15 protein-coding genes and 1 tRNA gene are annotated in these 22,476 nt (G+C 69.9%); 9 read left to right on the top strand and 7 right to left on the bottom strand.

Features of this window, described 5'->3' with window-relative positions; all coding sequences use genetic code 11:
• Positions 1-410: 410 nt before the first annotated feature.
• The gene (polA, locus tag AB0N17_RS23050) at positions 411-3,137 is read right to left on the bottom strand and encodes a DNA polymerase I (protein ID WP_366013303.1); all 2,727 of its coding nucleotides are present in this window, start codon (positions 3,135-3,137) and stop codon (positions 411-413) included.
• Between the two features lie 223 nt (positions 3,138-3,360).
• Between polA and AB0N17_RS23055 the strand changes: the two genes are divergently transcribed.
• From AB0N17_RS23055 to AB0N17_RS23085, 7 genes are all read left to right on the top strand, one after another.
• Positions 3,361-5,685 carry an FdhF/YdeP family oxidoreductase gene (locus AB0N17_RS23055; RefSeq protein ID WP_366013304.1) on the top strand — a complete coding sequence of 775 codons (2,325 nt, stop codon included), beginning with the start codon at positions 3,361-3,363 and terminating at the stop codon, positions 5,683-5,685.
• A 48-nt stretch (positions 5,686-5,733) separates the two neighbouring features.
• Positions 5,734-6,225, top strand: a complete 492-nt coding sequence (locus tag AB0N17_RS23060; protein ID WP_366013305.1) for a hotdog fold thioesterase — start codon at positions 5,734-5,736, stop codon at positions 6,223-6,225.
• A 694-nt stretch (positions 6,226-6,919) separates the two neighbouring features.
• Positions 6,920-8,128 carry a branched-chain amino acid ABC transporter substrate-binding protein gene (locus AB0N17_RS23065; RefSeq protein WP_366013376.1) on the top strand — a complete coding sequence of 403 codons (1,209 nt, stop codon included), beginning with the start codon at positions 6,920-6,922 and terminating at the stop codon, positions 8,126-8,128.
• 111 nt (positions 8,129-8,239) lie between these two features.
• Complete coding sequence (locus AB0N17_RS23070) at positions 8,240-9,178, top strand: branched-chain amino acid ABC transporter permease (RefSeq protein ID WP_366013306.1); 939 nt, start codon at positions 8,240-8,242, stop codon at positions 9,176-9,178.
• 5 nt (positions 9,179-9,183) lie between these two features.
• Positions 9,184-10,974 (top strand): branched-chain amino acid ABC transporter permease, encoded by a 1,791-nt coding sequence (locus tag AB0N17_RS23075; RefSeq protein ID WP_366013377.1) that lies wholly within the window; start codon positions 9,184-9,186, stop codon positions 10,972-10,974.
• A gap of 6 nt (positions 10,975-10,980) precedes the next feature.
• Positions 10,981-12,066, top strand: coding sequence for an ABC transporter ATP-binding protein (locus AB0N17_RS23080; RefSeq protein WP_366013307.1), 1,086 nt, complete (start codon positions 10,981-10,983; stop codon positions 12,064-12,066).
• Complete coding sequence (locus AB0N17_RS23085; RefSeq protein ID WP_366013308.1) at positions 12,063-12,779, top strand: ABC transporter ATP-binding protein; 717 nt, start codon at positions 12,063-12,065, stop codon at positions 12,777-12,779. The genes AB0N17_RS23080 and AB0N17_RS23085 overlap by 4 nt, the downstream gene beginning before the upstream one ends.
• Positions 12,780-12,844: 65 nt before the next feature.
• Here the strand turns inward: AB0N17_RS23085 and AB0N17_RS23090 are convergent, their stop codons facing one another.
• Positions 12,845-13,501: a response regulator gene (locus AB0N17_RS23090; RefSeq protein WP_366013309.1), complete on the bottom strand. Its 657-nt coding sequence runs from the start codon at positions 13,499-13,501 to the stop codon at positions 12,845-12,847.
• Positions 13,502-13,602: 101 nt separating this feature from the next.
• Between AB0N17_RS23090 and AB0N17_RS23095 the strand changes: the two genes are divergently transcribed.
• Both AB0N17_RS23095 and AB0N17_RS23100 read left to right on the top strand, forming a co-directional pair.
• Positions 13,603-13,677 (top strand) — tRNA-Leu (locus AB0N17_RS23095).
• Positions 13,678-13,783: 106 nt separating this feature from the next.
• A complete protein-coding gene (locus AB0N17_RS23100) occupies positions 13,784-14,542 on the top strand; it encodes a helix-turn-helix domain-containing protein (RefSeq protein WP_366013310.1) in 759 nt (252 codons plus the stop codon).
• A 31-nt stretch (positions 14,543-14,573) separates the two neighbouring features.
• On the opposite strand, the gene pyk is transcribed toward AB0N17_RS23100, so the two are convergent.
• The 5 genes from pyk to AB0N17_RS23125 form a co-directional block, all read right to left on the bottom strand.
• Complete coding sequence (pyk, locus tag AB0N17_RS23105; protein WP_366013311.1) at positions 14,574-16,010, bottom strand: pyruvate kinase; 1,437 nt, start codon at positions 16,008-16,010, stop codon at positions 14,574-14,576.
• A gap of 154 nt (positions 16,011-16,164) precedes the next feature.
• On the bottom strand, positions 16,165-17,574 hold the full coding sequence (locus tag AB0N17_RS23110; protein ID WP_366013312.1) for a SidA/IucD/PvdA family monooxygenase: 1,410 nt from the start codon (positions 17,572-17,574) through the stop codon (positions 16,165-16,167).
• On the bottom strand, positions 17,571-18,992 hold the full coding sequence (locus AB0N17_RS23115) for a pyridoxal-dependent decarboxylase (RefSeq protein WP_366013313.1): 1,422 nt from the start codon (positions 18,990-18,992) through the stop codon (positions 17,571-17,573). The genes AB0N17_RS23110 and AB0N17_RS23115 overlap by 4 nt, the downstream gene beginning before the upstream one ends.
• A gap of 463 nt (positions 18,993-19,455) precedes the next feature.
• Entirely contained in the window at positions 19,456-21,984 is a 2,529-nt protein-coding gene (gene pepN / locus AB0N17_RS23120; protein WP_366013314.1) for an aminopeptidase N, read from the bottom strand.
• 126 nt (positions 21,985-22,110) lie between these two features.
• Entirely contained in the window at positions 22,111-22,458 is a 348-nt protein-coding gene (locus AB0N17_RS23125) for a chorismate mutase (protein ID WP_366013378.1), read from the bottom strand.
• Positions 22,459-22,476: the final 18 nt, after the last annotated feature.

Here is a 22,476-nt window from a genome sequence, read left to right on the forward strand (position 1 = left end):
GGCCCGGCACCGCCCGGATGCACCATCGCGGCCGATCGCCGCTGCCACAAAGACCCGTCGCCGGGCCAGCGGCTGAGAGCAGCCCGTGCGGCGGGCCCGGCACCGCCGGGATGCACCATCGCGGCCAATCACCGCTACCGCAAAGACCCGTCGCCGGGCCAGCGGCTGAGAGCAGCCCGTGCGGCGGGCCCGGCACCGCCCGGATGCACCATCGCGGCCGATCGCCGCTGCCACAAAGACCCGTCGCCGGGCCAGCGGCTGAGAGCAGCCCGTGCGGCGGGGTCGGCATCGCCGGGGTGCACCGCCGGAGCTAAACACCGTTGCCGCGAAGGCTGCCGTCGGAAGGGGCGGGGAGGGGGCGTTGTCGCCGGGCTTTGCCGGGAACGCCCCCTCCGGCCGTGTGCCGTGGGTCAGTGCGCCGCGGACTCCCAGTCCGGGCCCACGCCCACCGAGACGTCCAGGGGGGCGCGGAGCTGGACGGCGCTCGCCATCTCGCGGCGGACGATCTCCTCCACGGCCTCGCGCTCGCCGGCGGCGATCTCCAGGACGATTTCGTCGTGGACCTGCAGCAGCATGCGGGAGGTGAGGTTCGCCTCGCGCAGCGCCCGGTCGACATGGAGCATGGCGATCTTGACGATGTCCGCCGCCGTGCCCTGGATGGGCGCGTTGAGGGCCATGCGCTCGGCCGCCTCGCGCCGCTGGCGGTTGTCGCTGTTGAGGTCGGGGAGATAACGGCGGCGGCCGAACAGCGTCGCCGTGTAGCCCGTCGCCCGCGCCTCGTCGACCACCCTGCGCAGATAGTCCCGCACGCCGCCGAAGCGCTCGAAGTACGTGTCCATCAGGGCGCGCGCCTCGCCCGCCTCGATGTTCAACTGCTGGGAGAGGCCGAACGCCGACAGGCCGTAGGCGAGGCCGTACGACATCGCCTTGATCTTGCGGCGCATCTCCGCGTCCACCGCGGACCGGTCCACCGAGAAGACCTGGGAGGCGACCGTGGTGTGCAGGTCCTCACCGGAGGTGAACGCCTCGATCAGGCCCGCGTCCTCGGAGAGGTGGGCCATCACACGCAGCTCGATCTGGCTGTAGTCGGCGGTCATCAGGGACTCGTAGCCCTCGCCGACCACGAAGCCGCGGCGGATCGCCCGGCCCTCGTCCGTGCGGACCGGGATGTTCTGCAGGTTCGGGTCCGTGGAGGAGAGGCGGCCGGTCGCGGCCACCGTCTGGTTGAAGGTGGTGTGGATCCGGCCGTCGCCCGCGATCGTCTTGATCAGGCCCTCGACGGTGACGCGGAGCTTCGCCTGCTCACGGTGGCGGAGCATGATCACCGGGAGTTCGTTGTCCGTCTGGGCGGCGAGCCAGGCCAGGGCGTCGGCGTCCGTGGTGTAGCCGGTCTTGGTCTTCTTGGTCTTGGGCAGCGCCAGCTCGCCGAAGAGGACCTCCTGCAGCTGCTTGGGCGAGCCCAGGTTGAACTCGTGGCCGGCCGCCGCGTGGGCCTCCTTCACGGCCTGCTGCACCGCACCCGCGAACATCTGTTCCATCGCTTCGAGGTGCGCGCGGTCGGCCGCGATGCCGTGCCGCTCCATGCGGGCCAGCAGGGCGGAGGTGGGCAGCTCCATGTCCCGGAGCAGGTCGGCCGCGCCGACCTCCTCCAGACGGCTCGTGAAGGCCTCGCCCAGGTCGAGGACGGCCCGGGCCTGGATCATCAGGGCCTCGGCCTCGGCGCCCTCGTCCGCGCCGAAGGCCAGCTGGCCGTCGGCCACGGCGGCGGGGGCCAGCTCGCGGTGCAGGTACTCCAGGGACAGCGCGTCCAGGTCGAAGGAGCGGCGGCCCGGCTTGACCAGGTAGGCGGCGAGCGCGGTGTCCATGGCCACGCCCTGAACGGACCAGCCGTGCTCGGCGAAGACGCGCATGGCGCCCTTGGCGCTGTGGAACACCTTCGGGCGGCCGGCGTCGGCCAGCCAGGCCGAGAACGCGTTCTCGTCGGTCTCGTCCAGCTCCGTCGGGTCGAACCAGGCGGCGGCTCCGTCGGCCGCGGCGAGGGCGATCTCGGCGACCGAGCCGGTGCCCAGCGCCCAGGTGTCCACCGTGGCCACGCCCAGGGTCCGGGTGCCGTGCCCGGCGAGCCAGGGGGCCAGCTCACCGGTGCGCAGGACGGTGCCGTCCACCTCCACGCCCTCGGCGGCGACCGGGGTGGTCTCGGCCTCCTCCCCGCCGGGGTCGACGGCGAAGAGACGCTCGCGCAGGGACGGGTTGCGGATCTCCAGGGTGTCCAGGACCAGTGCGACGGCCTTGCGGTCGTACGGCGCCCGCTCCAGGTCGGTGACCGTCCTCGGCAGCTCGACCTGGCGCTCCAGCTCGGTGAGGACGCGGTTGAGCTTGACCGACTCCAGGTGGTCGCGGAGGTTCTGCCCGGCCTTGCCCTTGACCTCCTCGACGCGCTCGACCAGCTCCGCGAACGAGCCGAACTGGTTGATCCACTTCGCGGCGGTCTTCTCACCGACGCCGGGGATGCCGGGGAGGTTGTCGGACGGGTCGCCGCGCAGGGCCGCGAAGTCGGGGTACTGGGCGGGCGTCAATCCGTACTTCTCGAAAACCTTCTCCGGGGTGAACCGGGTCAGCTCCGAGACGCCCTTCGTCGGGTAGAGCACCGTGGTGTGCTCGGTGACCAGCTGGAAGGAGTCCCGGTCGCCGGTGACGATCAGCACCTCGAAGCCCGCGGCCTCGGCCTGGGTGGCGAGGGTGGCGATGATGTCGTCCGCCTCGAACCCCTCGACGGCGAAGCGCTGGGCGTGCATCGCGTCGAGCAGCTCGCCGATCAGCTCGACCTGCCCCTTGAACTCGTCCGGGGTCTTGGAGCGGTTCGCCTTGTACTCGGTGAACTGCTCGGAGCGCCAGGTCTTGCGCGAGACGTCGAAGGCCACCGCGAAGTGGGTGGGGGCCTCGTCACGCAGGGTGTTCGCCAGCATCGACGCGAAGCCGTAGATCGCGTTCGTCGGCTGGCCGGTCGCGGTCGTGAAGTTCTCCGCGGGCAGCGCGAAGAACGCGCGGTAGGCCAGCGAGTGCCCGTCCATGAGCATCAGCCGGGGACGGGTGCCGCCGGGGGTCTTGTCGGATTGCTTCGATGCTGTCTCTGCCACGTCCCCGATCCTGCCACGGCCCACTGACACCGCGGGCCGCGCGGCCCCGGCCGGTGTGAGCCCCGGCACAGCGCCCGGGGCCCGGGCGGGCGTGCCGCGAGTCCCGCACCGCCCCGCGCGCGTTGCCCGCCTCCTCCCCCGCCCGGCCGGGACTCACGGTTGTCAGCGGCTCGTGGGAGGATCGGCGTCGTACTTCTCACACGCAGTCGAAGGGGACCGTGCGATGGCGACGAAGCCGCCCAAGGGTGATCCGGTTCAGGACGCGCCGCAGGTCGCGGAGCCGAAGCACGCGGCGGCGGGGTTGCCGGCCATCGGGCACACCCTGCGCATCGCCCAGCGGCAGATGGGTGTCAAGCGCACCGCGCTGACCCTGCTGCGGGTGAACCAGAAGGACGGGTTCGACTGCCCGGGCTGCGCCTGGCCGGAGCCGGACCACCGGCACAAGGCGGAGTTCTGCGAGAACGGCGCGAAGGCGGTCGCCGAGGAGGCCACCCTGCGCCGGGTCACCCCGGAGTTCTTCGCCGAGCACTCCGTCGCCGACCTGGCGACCAGGAGCGGGTACTGGCTGGGCCAGCAGGGCCGGCTCACGCACCCCCTGTATCTGCCCGAGGGGGCGGAGCACTACGAGCCGGTCACCTGGGAGCGGGCCTTCGGCATCGTCGCCGAGGAGATCACCGCCCTCGGCTCCCCCGACGAGGCCGTGTTCTACACCTCGGGCCGCACCAGCAACGAGGCCGCGTTCCTGTACCAGCTCTTCGCGCGCGAGCTGGGCACCAACAACCTCCCCGACTGCTCGAACATGTGCCACGAGTCGTCCGGGTCGGCGCTCAGCGAGACCATCGGCATCGGCAAGGGCAGCGTCCTGCTGGAGGACCTGTACCGGGCGGACCTGATCATCGTCGCGGGCCAGAACCCCGGGACGAACCATCCGCGCATGCTCTCCGCGCTGGAGAAGGCGAAGGCGAACGGCGCGAAGGTGATCAGCGTCAACCCGCTGCCCGAGGCCGGTCTGGAGCGGTTCAAGAACCCGCAGACCCCGCAGGGCATGCTGAAGGGCGCCGCGCTCACCGACCTGTTCCTGCAGATCCGCATCGGCGGCGACCAGGCCCTCTTCCGCCTCCTCAACAAGCTCGTCCTGGAGACGGACGGGGCGGTCGACGAGGACTTCGTCCGCGAACACACCCACGGCTTCGAGGAGTTCGCCGACGCGGCCCGGGCCGCCGACTGGGACGAGACGCTGCGGGCGACCGGTCTGACGCGCGGCGAGATAGAGGAAGCCCTGCGCATGGTGCTCGCCTCGCAGCGGACCATCGTGTGCTGGGCGATGGGCCTCACCCAGCACAAGCACTCCGTCCCGACCATCCGCGAGGTCGTCAACTTCCTGCTGCTGCGCGGCAACATCGGCCGGCCCGGCGCGGGCGTGTGCCCGGTGCGCGGCCACTCCAACGTGCAGGGCGACCGCACGATGGGCATCTTCGAGCGGCCCGCCCCGGCCTTCCTGGACGCGCTGGAGAAGGAGTTCGGGTTCGCGCCGCCGCGCGAGCACGGCTTCGACGTCGTACGGGCCATCCGCGCGCTGCGCGACGGCGAGGCGAAGGTGTTCTTCGCCATGGGCGGCAACTTCGTCTCCGCCTCCCCCGACACCGAGGTCACCGAGGCCGCGATGCGGCGCGCGCGGCTGACCGTGCACGTGTCGACGAAGCTCAACCGCTCGCACGTCGTCACCGGCGCGCGAGCCCTGATCCTGCCCACGCTGGGGCGCACCGAGCGCGATCTGCAGGGCGGCGGCGAGCAGTTCGTGACCGTCGAGGACTCGATGGGCATGGTGCACGCCTCGCGCGGACGGCTCGCGCCGGCGAGCCCGCAGCTGCTGTCGGAGCCCGCGATCGTGTGCCGGATGGCGCGCCGGGTGCTCGGCGAGAACAGCGTCGTGCCGTGGGAGGAATTCGAGAAGGACTACGCGACGATCCGGGACCGCATCGCGCGGGTGATCCCCGGCTTCGACGACTTCAACGCGCGCGTGGCCCGCCCCGGCGGCTTCACGCTGCCGCACGCCCCGCGCGACGAGCGCCGCTTCCCGACCGCCACGGGCAAGGCGAACTTCACCGCCGCCCCGGTGGAGTACCCCGAACTGCCCGACGGCCGGCTGCTGTTGCAGACCCTGCGCTCGCACGACCAGTACAACACCACGATCTACGGCCTCGACGACCGCTACCGCGGCATCACGGGCGGCCGCCGGGTGGTGCTGGTGAATCCCGAGGACGCGCGGGCGCTCGGCGTCGCCGAGGGCTCCTACGTCGACCTGGTGAGCGAGTGGAAGGACGGCGTGGAGCGGCGGGCACCCGGCTTCCGGGTGGTGCACTACCCGACGGCGCGGGGATGCGCGGCGGCGTACTACCCCGAGACGAACGTGCTGGTCCCGCTGGACGCCACAGCCGACACCAGCAACACCCCGGCCAGCAAGTCCGTCGTCGTACGGCTCGAACAGCACCTGCGGGACCACGAGGACCGGGCTCAGGACCGTCTGGAACAATCGACAGCCGACTGAGCGTTCGCTCAGCCAAGAGACAGCTGGACGATGAACGGAGCCGGGCCGATGGGCGAGCAGCAGCGAGTGAAGTTCCCGCAGGAGATCATCGACGAGTACGCGGCGCTCGGTGTCGACCTGCCCGCCCTGTTCTCGGCCGGACACCTGGGCACGCGCATGGGTGTGCAGATCCTGGAGGCCTCCCCGGAGAAGGTCGTCGGGACCATGCCGGTGGAGGGCAACACCCAGCCCTACGGCCTGCTGCACGGCGGCGCCTCGGCGGTGCTGGCGGAGACCCTGGGCTCGGTCGGCTCCATGCTGCACGGCGGCAGCTCGAAGATCGCGGTCGGGGTGGACCTCAACTGCACGCACCACCGCGGCGCCCGCTCGGGCCTGGTGACCGGCGTGGCCACACCCGTGCACCGGGGCCGCTCGACGGCGACGTACGAGATCGTGATCAGCGACGAGGAGGGCCGCCGGGTGTGCAGCGCCCGGCTGACCTGCCTGCTGCGGGACGTGAACAAGGACGACGCGGCCCGCGCCCGGGGCGAGCGCGGCTGACGACGACACGGCGGGGCCACCCGGCCCCGCCGACCGAATCGCCGCGGACAGAAAGCGATTTGACATACCGCCAGGCCCGGCGGCGCGCCCACCGGCCCGCCCGGCACCCGGCACCCCGGCACACCCCCTGAAACGACGAGCGCGTGCAGACCCCCGCGCCTTCGCACGCCGCCGAACCCCCCCCCCGCACCCCGCACCCCGCGCCCCGCCGGCGCGGCCCCACGGGGAATCACGAAGAAGCTCCGAAGAAGCTCCGGGGCTTGACTTCCTTTCCCCCGTGTAACTCAGCGTAATACGCGTGCAATATGCATTCGTCGTTTCACCCCCTCCCTCCCGTTGCGCACAACCCCCTCGGCGGAGCCCGGAAGTAGCCTGCAGCAACGGTGATGCGTAATCACCAAAACCTCTGAGACGCCTGAACGCATTGCGGTGAGTCCTGCAGGTTCTCAGAATGCGGACGGGGTGAATCGGCCTGAATTCCTGTTTTCCCCCCACGCTGCACCGCTCTGCATTACCGCGTGTCATAACAAGAGCGTCACAGCCTTGGTCAAGCACTCCTCCACGTTCCCCACACACGCTTAGAGTCACCGCCAGTCACCGCTCCATCGGGAGTTCGGTACCGGCGCGGCACCCGTCGCCCCCCACAGGGGGGTGAACGTGCCTGCGGAAAGGATCGATTGTGCGCAAGCGTTCTCTGGTGATTCTTACCTCCGTGCTGACCACCGGAGCTCTGACCCTCACCGCGTGTGGCTCCCGCGACAAGGACAACAAGGGCGGCGACAGCGGCAACGTGACGGTCACGATCGGCGTCGATGCCCCGCTGACCGGCCAGAACTCCGCGACGGGCCTGGGCATTCAGTACGGCGCCCAGATCGCCGTCGACGATGCCAACAAGAACAAGACCGTCCCCGGCGTCACCTTCAAGATCAAGGCGCTGGACGACAAGGCGATCCCCGCCACCGGCCAGCAGAACGCCACCCAGCTCGTCCAGGACAAGACCGTCCTCGGCGTCGTCGGCCCGCTCAACTCCGGTGTGGCCACCCAGATGCAGCAGGTCTTCGCCACCGCGAACATCGTGCAGATCTCCCCGTCCAACACCGCCCCCGAGCTGACCCAGGGCAAGAACTGGCAGACCAGCAAGTCCCGCCCGTTCAAGACCTACTTCCGCACCGCGACCACCGACGCCCTGCAGGGTGCCTACGCGGCGGACTACGCCTTCAACGGCATCCACAAGAAGAAGGCGTTCGTCGTCGATGACAAGCAGACCTACGGCGCGGGCCTCTCCAAGATCTTCAAGGAGCAGTTCACCAAGCAGGGCGGCAAGGTCATCGGCACCGACCACATCAACGTGGGCGACCGTGACTTCTCCACGCTGGCCACCAAGATCAAGAACTCGGGCGCCGACATCCTCTACTACGGCGGCCAGTACGACGAGTCCGAGGTGCTCACCAAGCAGCTCAAGGACGCCGGCGCCAAGATCCCGCTCTTCGGCGGCGACGGCATGTTCACCCCGACCTACATCAAGACCGCCGGCAAGTCCGCCGAAGGCGACCTGGTGACCTCCATCGGCGTCCCCGTCGACACCCTGCCCGCCGCCAAGGACTTCGTGGCCACCTACAAGGCCAAGAAGTACCCCGGCGACTACGGCACCTACGGCTCCTACGCCTACGACGCCACCACGGCCATCATCAAGGCCGTCGGCCAGGTCATCAAGGACGGCAAGCTCCCCGACGACGCCCGCGCCCAAGTCGTCGACGGCGTCCAGAAGACCTCCTTCGACGGCCTCTCCGGCAAGATCTCGTTCGACCAGTACGGCGACACCACCAACAAGCAGCTGACTGTCTACCAGGTCACCAACGGTGAGTGGAAGTCCGTCAAGAGCGGTACCGCCAACCCGAAGTAGACCCACCGCAGCACAACGCACCACCAGGGCCGCGCGGCGCAGACCACCGTCACCGCGCGGCCCGCTCTCTACCGCCCCCCTTGACTCTCCCCACCACATGGAGGCCACGCGGTGAACACCTTGCCGCAGCAGCTGGCCAACGGGCTGTTCCTCGGCTCGATGTACGGGCTGATCGCCATCGGCTACACGATGGTGTACGGCATCGTCCAGCTCATCAACTTCGCCCACGGCGAGATCTTCATGACCGGAGGTTTCGGCGCCCTCACGGTCTACCTCGCCCTGCCGGACGGCATATCCATGTGGATAGCCCTGCCGGCGATGCTCATCGGCGGTGCCCTGGTCGCCGTACTCATCGCCGTCGGCGCCGAACGCTTCGCCTACCGACCACTGCGCGGCGCACCACGCCTCGCCCCACTGATCACCGCCATCGGCCTGTCACTCGCACTGCAGCAGGCGGTCTTCAACTGGTACCACGTCGACGGCGACGCCAAGTCCGCCCGCGTCTTCCCGCAACTGCCCTTCGGCCCCCTGCACATCGGCTCCGTGACCGTGCAGAGCGGTGACGTCTTCCTGATCATCGCCGCCCCCGTGTGCATGGCGGTCCTCGCCTTCTTCGTCCGCCTCTCCCGCACCGGCCGCGCCATGCAGGCCACCGCCCAGGACCCGGACACCGCCCAGCTCATGGGCATCGACACCAACCGCATCATCGTCATCGCCTTCGCCATCGGCGGCTTCTTCGCCGCCGTCGCCGGCGTCTCCTACGGCCTCAAGTACGGCTCCGTCTCCTACGACATGGGCTTCATCGCCGGCCTCAAGGCATTCACCGCGGCCGTCCTCGGCGGCATCGGCAACATCTACGGCGCCATGCTCGGCGGTCTCGTCCTCGGCGTCGCCGAAGCCATGGCCACCGCCTACATCTCCGACATCCCCGGAATGCACCAGCTCGGCGGCGGCAGCTGGGCTCCGGTCTGGGCCTTCGTCCTCCTCATCCTCGTACTCCTCTTCAGGCCACAAGGCCTGCTCGGCGAACGCGTCGCGGACAGGGCGTGAGCAGCATGACCGACACCACCACCGAGACGACCGCCGCGACCCCCGAACCGGCCGGACGCGGACCCGTCCCCCTCCCGCACGCCGCAGCCCGCCTGCTCATCGTGACCGGCGCCATCGGCACCATCGCCAGCGCCTTCCTCAGCTGGACCTGGACCCCCGACTTCCCCGGCGACCTCACCGTCTACGGCTACCCCGCGGGCCTGCAGACCATCGCCCTCGTGACCGGCGCCCTCACCCTGCTCTTCGGCCTCGGCCTGTGGAACGTACGCGGACTGGGCTGGCTCAACCCGGCCAAGGCCACCACCCCGGTCCTCCTCATCGCCCTCTCGGCCTTCGCCGTCTGCTGGTTCACCGGCATCGCCATCGCCGTCGACCTCGGCGGCCTGGTCAACCTGGACCCCGGCGCGTACGTCGCCATGGCGGCCTCCGCACTCCCCGTCATCGGCGCACTCGCGCTGCCCCACCCCGCCCCCGGCGAAGGCCTGCGCGGCTACCTCACCAAGCCCGACCAGCCCCGCCCCGGCACCCTCTCCCCGGTCACCGAACGCCTCGTCATCACCGTCGCCACCGCACTCGCCCTGGTCGTCTTCAGCTACGGCATCGGCATCAACGACGACGACAGCGAGACCTTCATCGGCTTCCTGCTCGTCCTCGTCTTCGGCGCCTGGGGCCTGGTCCACACCGGCCTCCTCGACCGCTACACGACGATGTCCAACCGGCACAAGGGCCTCGCGACCAGCCTCGCCTTCGTCGCCGCCGCACTCTTCCCCTTCACCCAGAACGACGACCACAACGCCAACATCGGCGTCAACATCCTCATCTTCGCCACCGTCGCCCTCGGCCTCAACATCGTCGTCGGCCTCACCGGACTCCTCGACCTCGGATACGTCGCCTTCCTCGGCGTCGGCGCCTACGCGGCCGCCCTGGTCTCCGGATCCGAATACTCCCCCTACAACGTCCACTTCCCCTTCTGGGCCGCCGCCCTCACCGGCATGGCCGCCTCACTCGTGTTCGGCGTACTGATCGGCGGCCCCACGCTGCGCCTGCGCGGCGACTACCTCGCCATCGTCACCCTCGGCTTCGGAGAGATCTTCCGCATCACCGTCAACAGCCTCGACGGCGACTCCGGACCCAACGTCACACGCGGCCCCAACGGCATCACCCAGATCCCCGACATCAACCTCTTCGGGTTCAACCTGGGCAACGCCCACGACGTCGCCGGCTTCACCCTCGGCCGCTTCGCCAACTACCTCATCCTGATGCTCGTCATCACGGCCATCGTCGTCCTCGTCTTCACCCGCGCCGCCGACTCCCGCATCGGCCGCTCCTGGATCGCCATCCGCGAGGACGAGACCGCCGCCACCGCCATGGGCATCAACGGCTTCCGCGTCAAGCTGATCGCCTTCGCCCTCGGCGCCTCCCTCGCCGGCCTCGCCGGCACCGTGATGGCCCACGTCAACTACAGCGTCAACCCCCAGCCGTACCAGTTCGCCGGCGCCGCCCCGCCCAACTCGGCCTTCCTCCTGGCCGCCGTCGTCCTCGGCGGCATGGGCACCGTCAGCGGCCCGCTGCTCGGCGCCAGCGTGCTCTACCTCGTCCCCGAGAAGCTCCAGTTCCTCCAGAACTACGAGCTGTTCGCCTTCGGCATCGCACTCATCCTGCTGATGCGCTTCCGGCCGGAAGGCATCATCGCCAACCGCCGCCGCCAGCTGGAGTTCCACGAGACCGGCCAGCTCGACGTGCCGGCGCAGAAGACGCTCACCGACGAACCGGCCGTCACCAAGGCAGGGGCGTAAGGAACCATGACGACACCTGTACTCGAAGCCCGTGACGTCACGATGCGCTTCGGCGGCCTGACCGCCGTCCGGTCCGTCGACTTCACCGTCAACAGCGGCGAGATCGTCGGTCTCATCGGCCCGAACGGCGCCGGCAAGACCACCTTCTTCAACTGCCTCACCGGCCTCTACGTCCCCACCGAGGGCACGGTCGCCTACCAGGGCAAGGTGCTGCCGCCCAAACCGCACCTGGTGACGCAGGCGGGCATCGCCCGCACCTTCCAGAACATCCGGCTCTTCGCCAACATGACCGTCCTGGAAAACGTCCTCGTCGGCCGCCACACGCGGACCAAGGAAGGCCTGTGGTCCGCGCTCCTGCGCGGCCCCGGATTCCGCAAGGCCGAGAAGGAGTCCGAGGCGAAGGCCATGGAACTCCTGGAGTTCGTCGGCCTCGCCGCCAAGCGCGACCACCTCGCACGCAACCTGCCCTACGGCGAACAGCGCAAGCTGGAGATCGCCCGGGCACTGGCCAGCGAGCCGGGCCTGCTGCTGCTCGACGAACCGACGGCCGGCATGAACCCGCAGGAGACCCGCACCACCGAGGAACTGGTCTTCGCCATCCGCGACAAGGGCGTCGCCGTCCTCGTCATCGAGCACGACATGCGCTTCATCTTCAACCTGTGCGACCGCGTCGCCGTGCTCGTCCAGGGCGAGAAGCTCATCGAGGGCACCTCCGAGGTCGTCCAGGCCGACGAGCGCGTCGTCGCCGCCTACCTGGGCGAGCCCTTCGAGGGCGACCCCGGCGAGGCGGAGGCCGCGGAGGTCGAGGCCGCGGAGGCCGAGGCCGCGGAGGCCGAGGCCGCAGAGGCCGCCGCCGAGACGGACGCCGAACCGGCCGCGGAGGCAGAGCCGGCGGCGGAAGCGGAGCCGGCTGCGGACGCGGCTGAGGAAGCGGACGCGGCTGAGGACACGGAGGCCGAGCCGGCCGCCGACACCGAACCCGCCGACACCGAGCCCGCCGACGCGGCGAACACCGACGCGGACACCACCGACGACCCGGAAGGCACCGCGGACGCGGAGAGCACCAGCACCACCAAGGGAGAAGCCCAGTGACCGCACTGCTGGAGGTCGAAGACCTCAGGGTCGCCTACGGCAAGATCGAAGCCGTCAAGGGCATCTCGTTCAGCGTCGAGGCCGGCCAGGTCGTCACCCTCATCGGCACCAACGGCGCCGGCAAGACGACCACCCTGCGCACCCTCTCGGGCCTGCTCAAGCCCACCTCCGGAAAGATCGTCTTCGACGGCAAGCCACTCACCAACGTCCCCGCCCACAAGATCGTCGCCCTCGGACTCGCCCACTCCCCCGAAGGCCGGCACATCTTCCCCCGCCTCTCCATCGCAGAGAACCTCCAGCTCGGCGCCTTCCTCCGCAAGGACAAGGACGGCATCGAAAAGGACATCCAGCGCGCCTACGACCTCTTCCCCATCCTCGGAGAACGCAGGAAGCAGGCCGCCGGCACCCTCTCCGGCGGAGAACAGCAGATGCTGGCCATGGGCAGGGCACTCATGTCCCAGCCCAAGCTGCTGATGCTGGACGAACCGTCCATGGGACTGTCGCCGATCATGATGCAGAAGATCATGGCGACCATCGTCGAACTGAAGTCCCAGGGCACCACGATCCTCCTCGTCGAGCAGAACGCCCAAGCGGCGCTCTCGCTCGCCGACCAGGGCCACGTCATGGAGGTCGGATCCATCGTCCTGTCCGGCACAGGCCAGGACCTGCTGCACGACGAGTCCGTACGCAAGGCCTACCTCGGCGAGGACTGACCACACATACGACAAGGCCCGCGCCCCCTTCTTTGGGGCGCGGGCCTCTCGTACACCTACGGCACTCAGTCCTTCTTGGCCGCCTTCTTCTCGTCGCTGTCCTCGATGACCGCCTCGGCCACCTGCTGCATCGACATACGGCGGTCCATCGACGTCTTCTGGATCCAACGGAACGCGGCCGGCTCCGTCAGCCCGTACTCCGTCTGGAGGATCGACTTCGCACGGTCCACCAGCTTGCGCGTCTCCAGCCGCTGCGTGAGGTCGGCGACCTCCGCCTCCAGCTGCTTCAGCTCCGTGAAACGGGAGACGGCCATCTCGATCGCCGGGACGACGTCGCTCTTGCTGAACGGCTTCACCAGGTACGCCATGGCACCGGCGTCCCGGGCACGCTCGACGAGGTCGCGCTGCGAGAAGGCGGTGAGCATCAGGACCGGCGCGATGGACTCCTCGGCGATCTTCTCCGCCGCGGAGATACCGTCCAGCTTGGGCATCTTCACATCGAGGATCACGAGGTCCGGGCGGTGCTCGCGGGCCAGCTCGACGGCCTGCTCACCGTCCCCGGCCTCGCCGACGACGGAGTAGCCCTCCTCCTCCAGCATCTCTTTGAGGTCGAGCCGGATCAGGGCCTCGTCCTCGGCGATGACGACACGGGTCGTCAGCGGAGGCACGTGCGACTTGTCGTCGTCGGGCGCGTCTACGGGCTGGGGCGACTCGGGGGTCACGGGGGGCTCCTCGTTCAGGGCAGGGGTACTGCTGACAAGAGCCTACCTAGCTGCGGTAAGGTGGACGCGCGGAGGGTCAGGGAAAACCTTTGATTCCTCGAGCCCCGGTAGCCCAATTGGCAGCAGGCAATGGATTCAAAACCCATACAGTGTCGGTTCGAGTCCGACCCGGGGCACTTTTCCTTGGATTCCAAGGTCGCGAGTTGCAAGCGGAGGATCACGTTCGCGTGGCTCTCCGCTTTTTGCTGCGCGTAGCGCGAGTCGGCGGATCAGAGTGATCACATGTACGACATCAGCACGCGCAAGCGAGCACTCTCGCTGGTGGCACAGGGGCGCAGCCTGAACTCCGTGAGCAAGGAGACCGGTATCTCCCGACACGCGATCACGTGTTGGCTGAGCCGACTGGAGCCCCTGACTCGCATGGCGACCGCAGATCCCGGACCACCCGCCGACGACTGCGCATACTCCTACCTGCTCGGCCTGTACCTCGGTGACGGCTGTATCAGCGCCCACCCACGCGGCACTGGGTACTACCTCGCAATCGCGTGCGCCGACGCGTGGCCCGGTCTGATGCAGCAATGCCGCGAGGCCATCCAGCAAGTGCGCCCCGGCATCGGTGTCTACACCCGTCAGAAGAAGGGCTGCTCGATGGTGACCAGCTACTCCCGCCACTGGCCACGGCTTTTCCCCCAACACGGCCCCGGCAGGAAGCACGAACGTCCCATCGCCCTCGCACCCTGGCAGCAGCAGATCGTCGACGCCCACCCCTGGGAGTTCGTCCGAGGCCTCATCCACTCCGACGGGTGCCGCATCACCAACTGGACAACCCGGCTCGTCGCCGGTGAGCGTAAACGGTATGAATACCCGCGCTACTTCTTCACCAACACCTCGACCGACATCGTCCGCCTCTTTACGGACGCCCTCGATAGGGTCGGCATCGAGTGGAAGCCGCTGAACCAGAGCCGCGCCGCCGTCACCATCTCCGTCGCCCGTAAGGCCTCCGTAGCCCTCATGGACACCCACATCGGCCCCAAGCACTGAAGAGGGGCCCCGCCGAAGGGGCCCCGTCCGCTCACTTCGGGCTGTCGTCCTCGCCGATGTGGTGGACCCGGACCATGTTGGTCGAGCCGGAGACGCCGGGTGGGGAGCCGGCCGTGATGACGACGACGTCACCCTTCTGGCAGCGGCCGTACTTCAGCAGCAGTTCGTCCACCTGGTCGACCATCGCGTCCGTGGAGTCCACGTGCGGTCCGAGGAAGGTCTCGGCGCCCCAGGTGAGGCTGAGCTGGGAGCGGGTGGCCTGTTCGGGGGTGAAGGCCAGCAGGGGGATGGGTGAGCGGTAGCGGGAGAGGCGGCGCGCGGTGTCTCCCGACTGGGTGAACGCGACGAGGAACTTCGCGCCGAGGAAGTCGCCCATCTCGGCGGCGGCGCGGGCGACGGCGCCGCCCTGGGTGCGGGGTTTGTTCCGTTCGGTCAGCGGCGGCAGTCCCTTGGCGAGCATGTCCTCCTCGGCGGCGGTGACGATCTTCGCCATGGTGCGTACGGTCTCGACCGGGTATTTGCCGACGCTGGTCTCGCCGGAGAGCATGACCGCGTCGGTGCCGTCGAGGACGGCGTTGGCCACGTCGGAGGCCTCGGCGCGGGTGGGCCGGGAGTTGTCGATCATGGAGTCGAGCATCTGGGTGGCGACGATGACGGGCTTGGCGTTGCGCTTGGCGAGCTTGACGGCGCGTTTCTGCACGATCGGCACTTGTTCGAGGGGCATCTCGACGCCGAGGTCGCCGCGGGCGACCATGAGGCCGTCGAAGGCGGCGACGATGTCGTCGAGGTTGGCGACGGCCTGGGGTTTTTCGATTTTGGCGATGACGGGGAGGCGGCGGCCTTCCTCGGCCATGATGCGGTGGACGGTTCTGGCGTCGTCGGCGCTGCGAACGAAGGAGAGGGCGATCACGTCGAAGCCGGTGTGCAGTGCCCAGCGGAGGTCGTCCTCGTCCTTTTCGGAGAGGGCGGGGACGGAGACGGCGACGCCGGGGAGGTTGAGGCCTTTGTGGTCGGAGACGACGCCGCCTTCGACGACCTCGGTGTGGACGCGGGGGCCGTCGATGTCGGTGACCTGGAGGCAGACCTTGCCGTCGTCGACGAGGATGCGTTCGCCGGGGGTGACGTCGGCGGCGAGGCCGGCGTAGGTGGTTCCGCAGTGGTGGCGGTCGCCTTGGGCGCCGTCTTCCACGGTGATGGTGAAGGTGTCTCCGCGTTCAAGGAGTACGGGGCCTTCGGTGAAGCGGCCGAGGCGGATCTTCGGGCCTTGAAGGTCGGCGAGGATTCCGACGCTGCGGCCGGTTTCGTCGGCCGCCTTTCGCACGTGCCGATACCGCTCCTCGTGTTCGGTGTGGGTGCCGTGGCTGAGATTGAATCGGGCGACGTCCATTCCGGCTTCGACCAGTGCTTTGATCTGGTCGTACGAGTCGGTGGCGGGTCCCAATGTGCAGACGATCTTTGCTCGGCGCATGGGTCGAGCCTAGGGCTTACCCGCGGGTAGAGAATTGGCCGCCCATGACTACTCAACACACTTTGGGTGAAGGCTTATTAACAAGTGTTGAATTGTGCGGCCACTCGCTCCGATGAGCGAATTCTCTTACCGACCCGCGCTCACCGATCCCCGCTCACTGATCCACGAGTGGGGTGAGTCGCTGTGACTCCCGGGCCTGAGGCAGCCGGCTCCGGGGGTGTTCGAGGCCGAAGGTGGTGAAGGCCGTGCGGGGTGCCAGGCGGTACGTCTCCTTGCCGGTGAGGGAGTTGAGGATGGTGGCGCTGCGCCAGGCGGCGAGGCCGAGGTCGGGGGCGCCGACGCCGTGGGTGTGCAGTTCGGCGTTCTGGACGTACACGGAGCCGGTGACGGAGGGGTCGAGGACGTAGCGGAACTCCTCGTCGATGCGCGGGCGTTCGCTGCTGTCGCGGCGCAGGTAGGGGTCGAGTCCGGCGAGGAGTGCGCCGAGGGGGCGTTCGCGGTAGCCGGTGGCGAGGACGACGGCGTCGGTGGTGAGGCGGGAGCGGCTGTCCTGCTGGAGGTGTTCGAGGTGGAGTTCGACGCGGGTGTTGGCGATGCGGCCGGCGGTGCGGACCCGGACGCCGGGGGTGAGGACCACGTCGGGCCAGCCGCCGTGGAGGGTGCGGTGGTACAGCTCGTCGTGGATGGCGGCGAGGGTGCCGGCGTCGATGCCTTTGTGGAGTTGCCATTGGGCGGTGACGAGCCGGTCGCGGACGGGTTCGGTGAGGGCGTGGAAGTAGCGGGTGTAGTCGGGGGTGAAGTGTTCGAGGCCGAGTTTGGAGTATTCCATCGGGGCGAATGCCTCGGTGCGGCCGATCCAGTGGAGTTTTTCGCGGCGGGCGGGGCGGTGGCGGAGCAGGTCGAGGAAGATTTCGGCGCCGGATTGTCCGGAGCCGACGACGGTGATGTGGTCGGCGGTGAGGATGTCGGTGCGGTGGTCGAGGTAGTCGGCGGCGTGGATGACGGGTACGCCGGGGGTGTCGACCAGTGGTTTGAGGGGGTCGGGTACGTGGGGGACGGTGCCGACGCCGAGGACGATGTTGCGGGTGTAGGTGCGGCCGAGGGCTTCGGCCTCGCCTTGGGTGTCGAGTTGGGTGTAGTCGACTTCGAAGACGTCGCGTTCGGGGTTCCAGCGCACTGCGTCGACCTGGTGGCGGAAGTGGAGTCCGGGGAGGTTGTGGGCGACCCAGCGGCAGTAGGCGTCGTACTCGGTGCGCTGGATGTGGAAGCGCTCGGCGAAGTAGAAGGGGAAGAGGCGTTCGCGGTTCTTGAGGTGGTTGAGGAAGCTCCAGGGGCTGGTGGGGTCGGCGAGGGTGACGAGGTCGGCGAGGAAGGGGACCTGGATGGTGGCGCCTTCGATGAGCAGGCCGGGGTGCCAGTCGAAGCCGGGGCGCTGTTCGTAGAAGACGGTGTCGAGTTCGGCGAGTGGGTGGGCGAGGGCGGCGAGGGAGAGGTTGCTCGGTCCGATGCCGATGCCGACGAGGTCGCGGGGGGTCTCGGGGGTGTGGTGTGGGGGGATGGTCATGCGGGGGTGCCTTCTTCTGCGAGTTTCAGGAGTCGGGCGAGGTCGTCCGGTCCGGTGTGGGGGTTGAGGAGGGTGGCTTTGAGCCAGAGGCGGCCGTCGAGGTGGGCGCGGCCGAGGACGGCGCGGCCTTCGTGGAGGAGTCTGCGGCGTACGGCGGCGACGGTGGTGTCGTCGGTGTCGGTGGGCCGGAACAGGACGGTGCTGATGGTGGGTTGGTCGTACAGCTCGAAGCGGGGGTGTTCCTGGACCAGTGCGGCGAACTCCTGGGCGCGGGCGCAGACTTGGTCGATGAGGGTGCCGAGTCCGTTGCGGCCGAGGGTTTTGAGGGTGACGGCGGTTTTGAGGATGTCGGGGCGGCGGGTGGTGCGCAGGGAGCGGCCGAGCAGGTCGGGGAGGCCGGCTTCGGTGTCGTCGTCGGCGTTGAGGTAGTCGGCGTGCTGGTGGAGGACGGCGAGTTCGTGGGGGTGGGCGACGGCGAGGAGGCCGGCGGGGACGGGTTGCCAGCCGAGTTTGTGCAGGTCGAGGGTGATGGTGTGGGCGGCTTCGAGTCCGGCGAGTTTGGTGCGGTGTCGTGTGCTGAACAGGAGGGCTCCGCCGTAGGCGGCGTCGATGTGCAGGCGGGTGCCGTGGGTGGTGCAGAGGGCGGCGATGTCGGGGAGGGGGTCGATGAGTCCGGCGTCGGTGGTGCCTGCGGTGGCGGCGACGAGGAGGGGGCCGGTGAAGGTGGTGAGGACGTCGTCGAGGGCGGCGGGGTCGAGGGTGCCGCCGGGGGCGGGGACGACGATGGGGTCGGGGAGGCCGAGGAGCCAGGCGGCGCGTGGCAGGGAGTGGTGGGCGTTGGCTCCGCAGACGAGTTGGATGCTGCCGCCGTGGGCTTCGCGGGCGAGCAGGAGGGCGAGTTGGTTGGATTCGGTGCCGCCGGTGGTGACCAGGGCGTCGGCGAGTCCGGTGGTGTGGGCGAGGGTTCGGGTGAGGGTGGTTTCCAGGGCGGAGGCGGCCGGGGCCTGGTCCCAGGAGTCGAGGGAGGGGTTGAGGGCGCTGACGGCGAGGTCGGCGGCGGTGGCCACGGCGAGTGGGGGGCAGTGCAGGTGGGCTGCGCAGAGGGGGTCGGCGGGGTCGGCGGCGCCTTCGGCGAGGGTGTGGACGAGGGTGCGCAGGGCGTCGGGGTCGCCGTGGTCGGGCAGGACGTCGCCGAGGGCGGCGGTGACGCGGGCGGCGACGTTTTCCGGGCCGCCGGCGGGGAGTGGTCCGCCGCGTGCGGTGCGGCCGGTTTCGAGTGCGTCGAGTACGACGTCGATGAGCGGCCGCAGGGCCTGGGTTCCTGTGGGGCCGGAGGCGAGGGGTGGGGTCGTCCGGGTGTCCGTGGGGTGTGGGGTGTTGGTCTGCGGGCCGCCGCGTGTGGGTGAAGCCTCGTGCATGGGCTCTCCTCCACTCGTGGCTGTCCTCCGGGCGCGGCGCGGGGCGTGCGGCGGGCTTCCGGGGCGTGGGTCTCCGGGCCGGTGGGTTCCGGCTGGGGGTGGAGGTCCAGCTTGTACGGGAGGGGGGCCGTGTGTCCCGGAGGAGCAACGATCGGAACCCGAAAGTGGGTACTGCGGTGTGGGGAGAGGTGGGGAGGCGGGGTTGACGTCCGCCGGGCACGGGAGTCGCGGGTGTGGTCGCGGGTCCGTGGGGTGAGGGTGGGGCCGGGGTGCCGGTGGGTTCGGCGGAGCCGCGGCGGCGGGTTCACCTGGGCGGTGCTGTCTGCGGGGGCGTGGCTGGTCGTGTCGGCCCGTTCGGGCTCCGACGCGGCCGGTGTCCCCGCCGCGTCGGGGGCGGGGACACCGCCGGCCGCGTCGGCGGCGGGGACGGGCCGTGGCCCGGGTGGGGAGGTCGTCTGGTCCGTCAGGCCTCCTGCCGGCGTTCGCGCACGCGCAGGGCGCGGGCGAGGTCGTCGAGCCGGTCGGCGAGGGTGCGGCGCAGGGCGGGGGTGGGGTCGGCGTCGCGCAGGCAGTCCTGGCCGAGGCGCAGGTGGTCGGTGTCGACGGCGTGGGCGGGGAAGGCCCAGCGGCCGGCGGCCTGGGCGATGGCGGGGCCGCGGCGGGCGGCTGTGGGGATCGCGTCGGTGTAGAAGCGGGGGACGTAGGTGCTCAGCAGCTCGGCCTGTTCGGGCTGCCAGAAGCCCTGGGCGGTGGCGGTGAACAGGTAGTTGGACAGGTCGTCGCCGGCGAACATGGCCTGCCAGGCGGCGTGCTTGGCGTCGGGGTCGGGGAGGGCGGCGCGGCAGCGGGCGGCGCCCTCCTGGCCGCTGGCGCTCGGGTCGCGTTCGAGTTCGGCGGCGATGGCGGTCTCGTCGGTGGCGCCGAGTACGGCGAGCCGGGCGAGGATGCGCCAGCGCAGTTCGGGGTCGAGTTCGGGTCCGCCGGGCACGGTGCCGTCGGCGAGCCAGGCGGCGATGGTGTCGGGGTGGGCGGCGGCGCCGATCAGGTGGCGTACGGCGATGAGGCGCAGGCCGGGGTGGTCGCCGTCCTCGGTGCGGCGCAGCAGGTCGCGGCAGAGGGAGGTGAGGGTGGCCAGGGCGGCCGGGCGGTCCTGCGGCGGCAGGTACTGGTCGGCGATGTGGCCGGTGGCGAAGGCGAGGACGCCTTGGGTGACGGCGAGGTCGGTCTCGTGCGGGAGGTGGGTGCGGGCGGTGTCGAGGTAGGCGGCGGGCGGGAGTTCGCCGTCGCGTACGGCGTCCCTGAGGGCGTTCCAGACGACCGCGCGGGTGAGGGGGTCGGGCAGGCCGGACAGGCGGGTGCGGACGGCGTCGGCGGAGCCGGTGTCGAAGCGGATCTTGGTGTAGGTGAGGTCGCCGTCGTTGAGGAGGACGAACGCGGGGCGGGGTCCGGTGGCGGTCAGTCGGGCGTCGCCGTCGGCGGGGATGTCGGCCTCGACGCGGTCGCGGGGCGTGAGTGCGCGTTCGTCGTGCAGGTCGTGGTCGTAGATGCCGACGGTGATGCGGTGCGGGCGGCCGGCCGTGGCCCCGGCGCCGTCCTGGTGCCGGATGTCGAGGTGCCAGGTGCCGTTGTCGGTGCGGATCTGGGGGCGGAGGGTGTCGACGCCGGTGGTGCGCAGCCAGCTGTCGGCCCAGGCGGGTACGTCGCGGTCGGTGGCGGAGGCGAGGGAGTCGATGAAGTCGGCGAGGGTGGCGTTGGCGAACCTGTGCCGCTTGAAGTGGGTGTTGATGCCGGCGAGGAAGTCCTTCTCGCCGAGCCAGGCGGCCAGCTGGCGCAGGGCGGAGGCGCCCTTGGCGTAGGAGATGCCGTCGAAGTTGAGCAGGGCGGAGGCGGTGTCGTCGACGTTCTCGGGGGCGACGGGGTGGGTGGTGGGCCGTTGGTCGGCGTCGTAGCCCCAGGCTTTGCGGGTGACGCCGAACTCGGTCCAGGGGTCGGTGAAGCGGGTGGCTTCGGCGGTGGTCTGGTAGCCCATGTACTCGGCGAAGGACTCGTTCAGCCAGATGTCGTCCCACCACTTGAGGGTGACGAGGTCGCCGAACCACATGTGGGCCATCTCGTGCGCGATGACCATGGCGCGGGTCTGGCGTTCGGTGTCGGTGACGGCGGAGCGGTAGACGAATTCGTCGCGGAAGGTGACGAGGCCGGGGTTCTCCATGGCGCCCGCGTTGAATTCGGGGACGAAGGCCTGGTCGTAGGAGTCGAAGGGGTAGGGCTCCTCGAACTTCTCGTGGTAGCGGTCGAAGCAGGCGCGCGTGATGTCGAGGATTTCCTCGGCGTCGCTGTCGAGGTGGGGTGCGAGGGAGCGGCGGCAGTGGATGCCGAAGGGCAGTCCGCGGTGTTCGGTGTGTACCGAGTGCCAGGGGCCGGCGGCGACGGCGACGAGGTAGGTGGAGATCGGCGGGGTGGGTGCGGCCTGCCAGTGGCCGTCGCCGCGGTGGTCGGTGACGCCGTTGGCGAGGACGGTCCAGCCTTCGGGGGCGCGTGCGGAGACCTCGAAGACGGCCTTCAGGTCGGGCTGGTCGAAGGCGGCGAAGACACGCTGGACGTCGTCCATGAACATCTGCGTGTAGACGTAGGTCTCGCCGTCGCTGGGGTCGGTGAAGCGGTGCATGCCTTCGCCGGTGCGGGAGTAGCGCATGGCCGCGTCGATGGTCAGCTCGTGTGCGCCGGCGGTGAGGTTGTTCAGCGGCAGTCGGCCGTCGTGCAGCGACTCGGGGTCGAGGGGGTGTCCGTCGAGCGTGGCGGTGCGCAGCTCGGCGGGCTTCAGCTCGACGAACGTGTCCCCCGTGGTGCGGGCGGTGAAGCGGATCACGGTGCGGGAGTCGAAGGTCTCGTCCCCGGTGGTGAGGTCCAGTTCGACCGTGTAGCGGTGGACGTCGAGGAGCTGTGCTCGGAGCTGCGCTTCGTCGCGCGTGAGTACGGACATGCGGGCCATGCTGCCTGATGGGGCCGACAGCGCACAGGGGCGGATCGGTACACGGCTTATGTCCGGTACGGCGCGCGGTCTCGGGTGCGCGCCCCTGGCGCCCTCTTGACGCCGGTCGTCCGCCGCTGCCCGGTGTCAGTCCCCGGCCGGTTGTCCGTTGGCGGTGTCCTCGGCGATGCGCTCGTGGTGCCGGATCACCTCGGCGATGATGAAGTTCAGGAACTTCTCGGCGAAGGCCGGGTCGAGTTTGGCGTTCTCGGCGAGGCGGCGCAGCCGGTCGATCTGCCGGGCCTCGCGTGCGGGGTCGGCGGGCGGCAGCTGGTGCACGGCCTTGAGCCGGCCGACCTGCTGTGTGGCCTTGAAACGCTCGGCGAGCATGTGGACGACGGCCGCGTCGATGTTGTCGATGCTGTCGCGCAGCCGCTCCAGTTCCTGGCGGACCTCGGGGTCCACGTCACCGGTGCCGGTGTTGCTGGTGCTCATGGGGGTCAACCCTATGTG

Source organism: Streptomyces sp. NPDC051133 (genome assembly GCF_040682635.1).
In the GTDB taxonomy this organism is placed as follows: Bacteria; Actinomycetota; Actinomycetes; order Streptomycetales; family Streptomycetaceae; genus Streptomyces.